This is a genomic window from Burkholderia sp. Bp9142 (assembly GCF_003853415.1).
Taxonomy (GTDB): domain Bacteria; phylum Pseudomonadota; class Gammaproteobacteria; order Burkholderiales; family Burkholderiaceae; genus Burkholderia.
The window spans coordinates 33,700-41,382 of the sequence record NZ_QTPP01000058.1; the positions used below are offsets into that span (position 1 = coordinate 33,700).

7 protein-coding genes are annotated in these 7,683 nt (G+C 61.3%); all 7 read left to right on the forward strand.

Annotated features, from left to right (window positions below; all coding sequences use genetic code 11):
- The first annotated feature begins 104 nt into the window (after positions 1-104).
- Genes DIE22_RS35865 through DIE22_RS35895 form a run of 7 tightly spaced genes read left to right on the forward strand, consistent with a single transcriptional unit; the run spans position 105 to position 7,589 of the window.
- Positions 105-1,004, forward strand: coding sequence for a 3-oxoacyl-[acyl-carrier-protein] synthase III C-terminal domain-containing protein (locus tag DIE22_RS35865; protein WP_260426848.1), 900 nt, complete (start codon positions 105-107; stop codon positions 1,002-1,004).
- On the forward strand, positions 1,001-1,948 hold the full coding sequence (locus DIE22_RS35870) for a 3-oxoacyl-[acyl-carrier-protein] synthase III C-terminal domain-containing protein (RefSeq protein WP_124607333.1): 948 nt from the start codon (positions 1,001-1,003) through the stop codon (positions 1,946-1,948). Before DIE22_RS35865 ends, DIE22_RS35870 begins: the two co-directional genes overlap by 4 nt.
- 50 nt (positions 1,949-1,998) lie before the next feature.
- Positions 1,999-3,618 carry an acyl-CoA ligase (AMP-forming), exosortase A system-associated gene (locus DIE22_RS35875; RefSeq protein ID WP_124607334.1) on the forward strand — a complete coding sequence of 540 codons (1,620 nt, stop codon included), beginning with the start codon at positions 1,999-2,001 and terminating at the stop codon, positions 3,616-3,618.
- Positions 3,615-4,823 (forward strand): pyridoxal-dependent decarboxylase, exosortase A system-associated, encoded by a 1,209-nt coding sequence (locus DIE22_RS35880; RefSeq protein ID WP_124607335.1) that lies wholly within the window; start codon positions 3,615-3,617, stop codon positions 4,821-4,823. Before DIE22_RS35875 ends, DIE22_RS35880 begins: the two co-directional genes overlap by 4 nt.
- A gap of 29 nt (positions 4,824-4,852) precedes the next feature.
- Entirely contained in the window at positions 4,853-5,962 is a 1,110-nt protein-coding gene (locus DIE22_RS35885; protein ID WP_124607336.1) for an acyl-CoA dehydrogenase, read from the forward strand.
- 38 nt (positions 5,963-6,000) lie between these two features.
- Positions 6,001-6,552: a GNAT family N-acetyltransferase gene (locus DIE22_RS35890; protein ID WP_260426849.1), complete on the forward strand. Its 552-nt coding sequence runs from the start codon at positions 6,001-6,003 to the stop codon at positions 6,550-6,552.
- Positions 6,549-7,589, forward strand: a complete 1,041-nt coding sequence (locus tag DIE22_RS35895; protein ID WP_124607338.1) for a 3-oxoacyl-ACP synthase — start codon at positions 6,549-6,551, stop codon at positions 7,587-7,589. Before DIE22_RS35890 ends, DIE22_RS35895 begins: the two co-directional genes overlap by 4 nt.
- The last annotated feature ends 94 nt before the right edge of the window (positions 7,590-7,683 follow it).

The window sequence follows — 7,683 nt, forward strand, 5'->3', positions numbered from 1 at the left end:
CACGCATTGTCGCCACGGCGCGATATATCCCATCACCGTGCATCTCGCCCGATGCACACGTCGAACCATTCATGGTTTCGGGCGGGTCCGCGCGAGAGGACGTGATGCAAGCCGTGTATGCCGATACGCTACGGTGGCGCGACAGTGGCGCCCCATTCGGCGTGGCCGGCATTCCATTGCCGCAAGCATCGCCGGTTACTGACAACCGGGTCGCTGCGGAGTCTGACCAAACATTATCCGACATGGCACTTGCCACGGTACGAGCGCTGCTTGATTCTTCGCCTCAGGTCGCCGCGCCCATACCCGATCAGATCATCGTATGCACAACGAGCTTCGAGCATGATCTGGCATTGTCGTGTGCCTGCCGTCTCCACAGCGAACTTGGATCAGGCCGGGCACCGCTGGCGGTCGGCCAGCTTCAAGGCGTGTCGTTCCTGATGGCGTTGGAGATTGCCGTAGCGATGATGGCCGCTGACATCAGACTGAGTACTGTCGTGATTGTCGCCGCGGAGCGCTGGCGCCGGCCGTTCCCACGTCGGGTCACTGCATTGATCGACATGGGTGACGGGGCCGCTGCCGCACTGATCGCGAGACACCCCGGCCCGGGATGGCGCGTGAGCGGGCTCACCGTACGGACGCCCGGAATCCCACCTCTCGCAAGTGAGCGCGAACCCGTCTACATCTCGACGCTCGCGGACGTCATTAGCGAGACGTGCGCAAGCGCAGGTGTGCAACCTGCCAATGTTGACTGGGTACTTCCAGCGCCAATCGACACTCGACTGGCTCACGAAACCAATACACGTTGCGGACTGCGGCCCGAACGGGTCTGCCACATACGTATGGACGCGCCCGGCCATTTCTGCGCCGCCGACACGCCTGCACGTCTCGACGCGCTGCTGCGGTCGATCAACCCTAGCGAGGGACAACATGCCCTCGTTTGGTCCACCGGCTTCCAAGGGCAGGCCGGTTGCGCTCTCCTTGAATTTCGCGGAGGTGGATCATGATTGCGTCGCAACAGGCTAGCTCGCTTGCACTGGCTGGCATCGCATTCAGTCTGCCAGATCGAACTGTGGATGCGCATCGTTGGGCGGAGCGCTGTGGTCAGCCGTCGACGCGTGCGCGTGCACTGATCGAAAATGGCGTAACGCAGTTCCACGATGCGGCTGGCGAATCACCCGTGACGCTCGCCGTTGATGCTATATCGTCTCTGCTACGCGACACCGGAGTAGCGCCTGAAACGATCGATGTGTTCGTGTACACACACACGATTCAGACCAGCGTTATCGCACCACCAGCAAGTACCGCCCAACAGATTCAGTCCCAAACAGATCTGAACCGTGCGCTGGCATTTTCAGTCACGCAGCAGCACTGCGTCTCGCCAATGGCCGCGATCCGTGTATTGCAGACGCTCGCCCTGCGACGGCCCTCCATCCGGCGCGCGATTGTGGTCTGCGCCGATGTGATCGGCTCCCACTGCGACCGACTGCGAGCAATCCAGGATCTTGCCCTCCATAGCGACGGTGCCTGTGCGCTATTGCTCGAACGAGACGGTCATCGAAACGCCATTGCGGGCCTGCACGTGTATACAGACGGACGATCCTTCCGCGGCACCGACGAGGATCTGCAGCCGGTTCCCGACGACCGGTACTACTGGTCTGCATTCACGACCATGCGGGCCGCCATTCAACAGGCAGGCATCACGACACGCGAGATTACGCACGTACTGCCTCATCACGCCAATCTTCCGGGCTGGTTCAGGCTGATGACAATGCTTTCCATTCCTCGTGAGCGACTTTTCACGGCGAACTTCGCGCCAATCGGTCACGTCTTTGGCGCGGATCCATTCATTAACTTCCAGACATGTTCGAACCGGGAACCGGGCGGCTGGTCGCTGCTGTTTTCGTGCGGCCTCGCCGGCTGCTTCGGTGCCATGGTGGTCCGTCACTGATCACCTGAACGATTTCCTTTCAACGCTCGACATTCGATCCGGATACCATCATGAGAAACGTCCTCGACCTCGTGCAAACCGCCGCAAACCGCACACCTGACGCGGAAGCTCTCGTCTGCGGTTCCGCCCGAGTAACCTATCAGGACCTGGTTCACCGCGCGCGAGGCATGGGCAATGCGCTCGACGCGCTTGGATTCGCGGCCGGCGCACGCATTGCGATCTATCTGGACAAACGTGTCGAAACCGTCGTGTCGATGCTTGGTGCAGCTGCTGCGCAATGCGTGTTCGTTCCGATCAATCCGCTCCTCAAACCCCAGCAGGTCGCTCACATCCTGCTCGACTCCGGTGCCGAATGCCTGATTACCAGCGCGCTGCGCGCGCGGGTCCTTGACGAACATGGTCTCACCGGCGTTTCCAACACCATCATCGTGGACGATGCCGGCTCCGCAAGCCGACATCTCCGAACAACAACGCACGTTCAAAGCTGGCCCGAGTCCGCAAGCGGAAATCGCACGGAGCGCGATAGTGAAAATCCACCACAATCACCGGCGCCGGCCAATGTCGATACGGATCTGGCCGCCATTCTCTACACATCAGGCTCGACTGGATTGCCGAAAGGCGTGATGTTGAGCCACCGCAACCTGCTCGAGGGCGCCTGGAGCGTTGCCCATTATCTGAGCCACGTCTCATCGGATCGAATCCTCGCCGCTCTGCCGCTCAGTTTCGATGCGGGCCTGAGTCAGCTCACTTCCACCTGGGCCGCTGGGGCTACTGCCGTGCTCATCAACTATCTTGCACCGCAAGACGTCATCGATGCCTGCGCGAGCGAACGTATTACAGCATTCACGGGCGTGCCGCCATTATGGATGCACCTGGTCCGTGCGGCTTGGCCCGAGCCGGCACACCGGACATTGCGCTACTTCGCGAACACTGGCGGCAAGCTGCCGACGCCCGTCTTGCAGCAACTCCGGGCATTGTTTCCGCAGGCCAAACCCTATTTGATGTATGGCCTGACCGAGGCATTTCGTTCAACTTTTCTCGATCCCGCAGAGGTGGGCCACCGCCCCGATTCAATCGGAAAAGCCGTCCCTAATGCCCGGATTCTGGTCGTGCGCGATGACGGCTCGCCTTGCGGACCCGACGAAACCGGAGAACTGGTCCATATCGGAGCCTGCGTCACGCTCGGTTATTGGAACGACGCGACGCGCACAGCCCAGCGCTATCGACCTTCGCCCGAACTGAAGCCGGGCGGCGCGCCACGAGATCGTGCGGTCTGGTCAGGCGACCTAGTACGGAGAGATGCAGAAGGATTCCTGTACTTCGTCGCGCGCAACGACGCGCAAATCAAGAGCTCCGGTTATCGCATCAGCCCTGAAGAGATCGAAGAAGTCGTTCATGACAGTGGCCTTGTCACGGAAGCGGTTGCCTTCGGCATCGCTGACGATGAACTTGGCGAAGCGATCGTCTTGTTGGTCGTGCCGGCCGCCACGGGCTTCGACGCTCAAACGCTTCAGGTCTGGTGTGTGGAGCATCTGCCGCGCTACATGGTGCCGCATCGCATCGTGGTTCGCGAGACGGTTCCACGCAACCCTAACGGGAAATTCGATCGGGCCGCATTGCGCGCCGCCTTCTCGAGCCCTGACGCCACCGCCGAAGTGGGGCAATCATGAACGGACTGTTTGGCGAGCGCGACGGCGTCCTCACCGTCGGCGGCGTCGAGATCACTCGTCTGGCCGATCGCGCAGGGCGCACACCGTTCTTCGCCTATGATCGCGCAACGCTCGACGAGCGAGTATGCACGCTGCGCGATACGCTGCCAGCCGGTATCGACCTACATTACTCGATCAAGGCCAACCCGATGGCCGCAGTCGTTCATCATCTCGCGCCACAAATGGACGGGTTCGACGTGGCATCGGCCAACGAGATGGCACTTGCGCTAAATGCGGGCATGCCCGCAGAACTGATTGGCTTCGCCGGCCCAGGCAAGAGCCGCGACGAATTGCGTCGCGCCGTCGCGAGCGGTGTCAACATTCACCTCGAATCGGTCACCCAGTTGCACCTAGTGACAGCACTCGGCTGGGAGCTGGGTGTGCAACCGAAGGTCGCCATACGAGTCAACCCGGACTTTCACGTCGATCACAGCGGCATGCGCATGGGTGGCGGGGCCACCCCTTTTGGGCTCGATGCGGAACAGGTGCCCGAGCTACTGCGCGAGCTCGATGCTAGAGAAGTGACGTTGGCCGGTTTTCACATTTTTTGGGGATCCCAGTGTCTGCACGCCCCGACCGTCATCGAGGCTCAACGGAAAAGCGCAGATCTCGTCGTGAGATTGGCCGCTGGCCTGTCGCCCGCTCCGCAATACGTGAACTTCGGAGGCGGTTTCGGCATCCCCTATTTCGCAGGGGAAACACCACTTGACCTCGCCGCGGTCGCCGATGCCATGCACGATTGGCTCGGCGTATTCCGCGATCGTTTGCCGGACACACGCACGGCCCTGGAACTTGGACGATACCTGGTCGGGGAAGCCGGCATCTATGTGTGCCGCGTCATCGATCGCAAGGTATCCCGAGACCGAACGTTCCTGATCACCGATGGCGGCCTGCACCACCACCTGGCTGCATCCGGGAACTTCGGGCAGATCCTGCGCCGCAATTTTCCGGTCGCGATCGGGAATCGCCAGACACAAACCCCTACGGAGCGTTGCCACATCGTCGGATGCCTGTGCACGCCGCTCGACCGGATCGCCGATGACGTGCTCCTTCCCGAGGCTCGCATTGGGGACTTTGTGGTCGTCTTCCAATCGGGTGCGTATGGACGCACAGCTAGCCCTGGAGACTTTCTCGGCCACCCGAATGCGATCGAGATGCTCGTCTGATCCACCCTCGTTCTTTGTGGAGGATTGTGATGTTCTCCCCTGATTCCTTCCCGTCGGGGCCGGCCCCGGCGCCGTGGGCACTGACCGATGATCAACGCAACCTCTATATTGCCAGCCAACGCTTCGCGCGCGACCGACTGGAGCCCTTGCTTACCGGTTCACCCAGCGTAGCAGCATGGCAAGAAACCGTCAGACTCGCAGCCGCAACGCTTGATCTTGGAGCAATGGTCCTACCCGAGGAACACGGCGGCCTGGGAATCGATCGTCACGGTCTGGCACTTGTTGTCGAAGCGCTCGCCGCTGGACCGCTCGAGCGTGCGTTGGAGCTGACACTGACCGCACCCACGCTCATGGTGCTCCGGACGCACAATACACTCGGTCCAGTTCTGGCTCGGCCTGTTCAGGCGTATTTCGATGGCACAACAGCGATCGCGTTATCCGTACCCGGCATCGACAACGCAACAATATGGCAACTTGGTCCACTGGGCGGCGCGGCGACCCTCACCATGCGGATAGATGACAAGCGGCACCTCCTCCTCACCGAGCGCTCCCGTGATCAGCGATCTTCGAGATCGACAGGCATCGCCACGCTCGGCGCCCTCGTGTTGGAGCAATTGCATTCTGACGAGGCCGCGGCCGAAACGCCGCTTGCCGTGATTGCGCGAGCCGGCAGCGATAGCACTCCTCCCGCGCAAACGTACCTGACGGAAATCGGCCTCTATCTCGCTGCGCTCTTGACGGGCGCCATGCAACATAGCATCCGGTTCGCGTTCGATTACGCGGCAACTCGGCAAGCGTTCCGAAAGCCGTTGTCAAACCATCAACTCGTCGCGGCGCGATTATCCGACATGCTGATCGCCGCCCATGGCACCCATCTTTTTCTGCAAGCTGTCAGTGCAGCCGGCCCGTCGCGGCCGGCCTTGCAGGTCCGTCAGTTACTGCGACACGTCGCGGCCGAATCGGTCAACGTCAGTCGTGAATTCGTGCAGCTTTGCGGCGGCCACGGCTATGTTGAAGGTCTCCCGCCGGCAGCCCGCTTCCAGAGCAGCCATTGGATTGCACAACTCCTGCTGCGCATCGACACGGCGCTCGGCTGGCTCTCGGAACCGCAAATGGCGAATCGGGAGGTCGACGCATGAATGGCTGCGCCCCTACGGATCGCACGCTCCAGTCCTCGATGGACAACACTGCATCGCACGCAACCTCCTCCACGTGCTGGTTGCGCGAACCAGGGCCGAATGACATCGACGACATCGTCGCCTGGCTCGCCCAGCCGACCATCAGTCGGTGGTTCGACTTCGGGCTCGGCCGCCAAGCCCTGCCCGCCTTGGCGGTGCAAGCGATGGTCCATAGCAGACAGCATCGAATACGCGTATTCGGTTCGGCCGGCTATACCGTGCCGAGCGGTGTGGTCGCCATCAGTGATGTCACGCACCGCTTCGCGACGGGCTCATTCTGGATCCTTCGCGATCGGTTGCGGCCAATCTGCGTCAATATGGCCTACAACGCCGCGGCATACCTCCTTCAGGAAGCATTCGTCCGTGATCACCTGCGGTGCATCACTGCATGGGCTGTCGACGGCAATGTTCCGTCGCAACGTCTGCTCGCGCGCTTGGGTTTTCGTCTGATCGGACTGCAACGAGACTGTCATCCCGTCGATGGCACGCGCGTCGGGCGGCTTCTTTATGACCTGCTGCCCGCGGACCTCGCGCTACCGCGCACACCATGAATGCCCCCGTGATCACAGCGCTTGCAAGCTATGTGCCGCGCACAGTCGCTGTTTATCGTGATTGCGGAATCGAGCCGACGCATGATGCTCCGATACGGTCCGGTTGGCACGCTTGGGTCGCGTCGTGGCAAGCGGATTACGCTCCCCACCCCACAAAGAAAGCGTCTGTAACCAGAAGCGCTGCAGTTAACGCAGCAGCGGACGAAATTCGTTGTGTGCCGGTTGAGCGCGATACCGATCTATCCGGACTCGCCGCGAAAGTGGCACAGCTAATATGTGCGGCGCGGCCCGCCGATGCAGCGCCGATCGACATTGCCATGCTCTGCCACAGTAGCCTCAACGAGCACGTATCCACAACGACTGCTGGACGCTTGCGCGCAGTAATCGGCGCGCCGTGCTTCCCGTTCGCCGTCTCCCAACAGCAGGGAGCCTCCACGTTCACTGCGCTGCAGTTGGCCAGCGATCTGCTGATTGCGGAGCCCGAAATCCACACCATCTTGATCGTCGCTGCAGAAAAGTGGTGTTCGCCGTTTTCGCGATGGACCGACCAGGGAATCGTGCAGGGCGATGCAGCCGGCGCCATCCTGGTGGAGCGTTCCGGACCTGCATCTTGCGGACTGGTGGTGATCGACGCTCGCGCCAACCGCCTCCACCGGCTCACGACATCCGCCCCGCTCTCAAACCAAGCTATCCGCACAGATTGGGTTCGGGCTCTGCGATCGACGATCGACGCAATACTGCTCCGACACGCGCTTCAACCGAACGACGTTGGCACCGTCGTAGGAGCAGGAATAGATCCGCAACTTGATGAAGCAATTTGCCGACATCTCGGTCGCAGTCTCATTGAATTTTCCGACCGCCGTCGCGCCTATCTAGGCGCAGCCGAACCTATCGTGCAGCTCGCCAATGTATTCGAATCTCACGACCTGCCAGTGTGCGAGCGAATCCTGACGTGGGGCATCGGCCTAGGCGGCTTCGTCGGTTGCGCATTGTTCGAATCACATGGCAGGCCGCTCGTATATCTCAACCCGCCATGAGCGTATCCATCGGGATTGTCCATACCGCTTACTACCTGCCTGAGCCGGTCGATGACGTTCGCAGCTGGGGCCAACGAACGAAACAGTCCGCCGA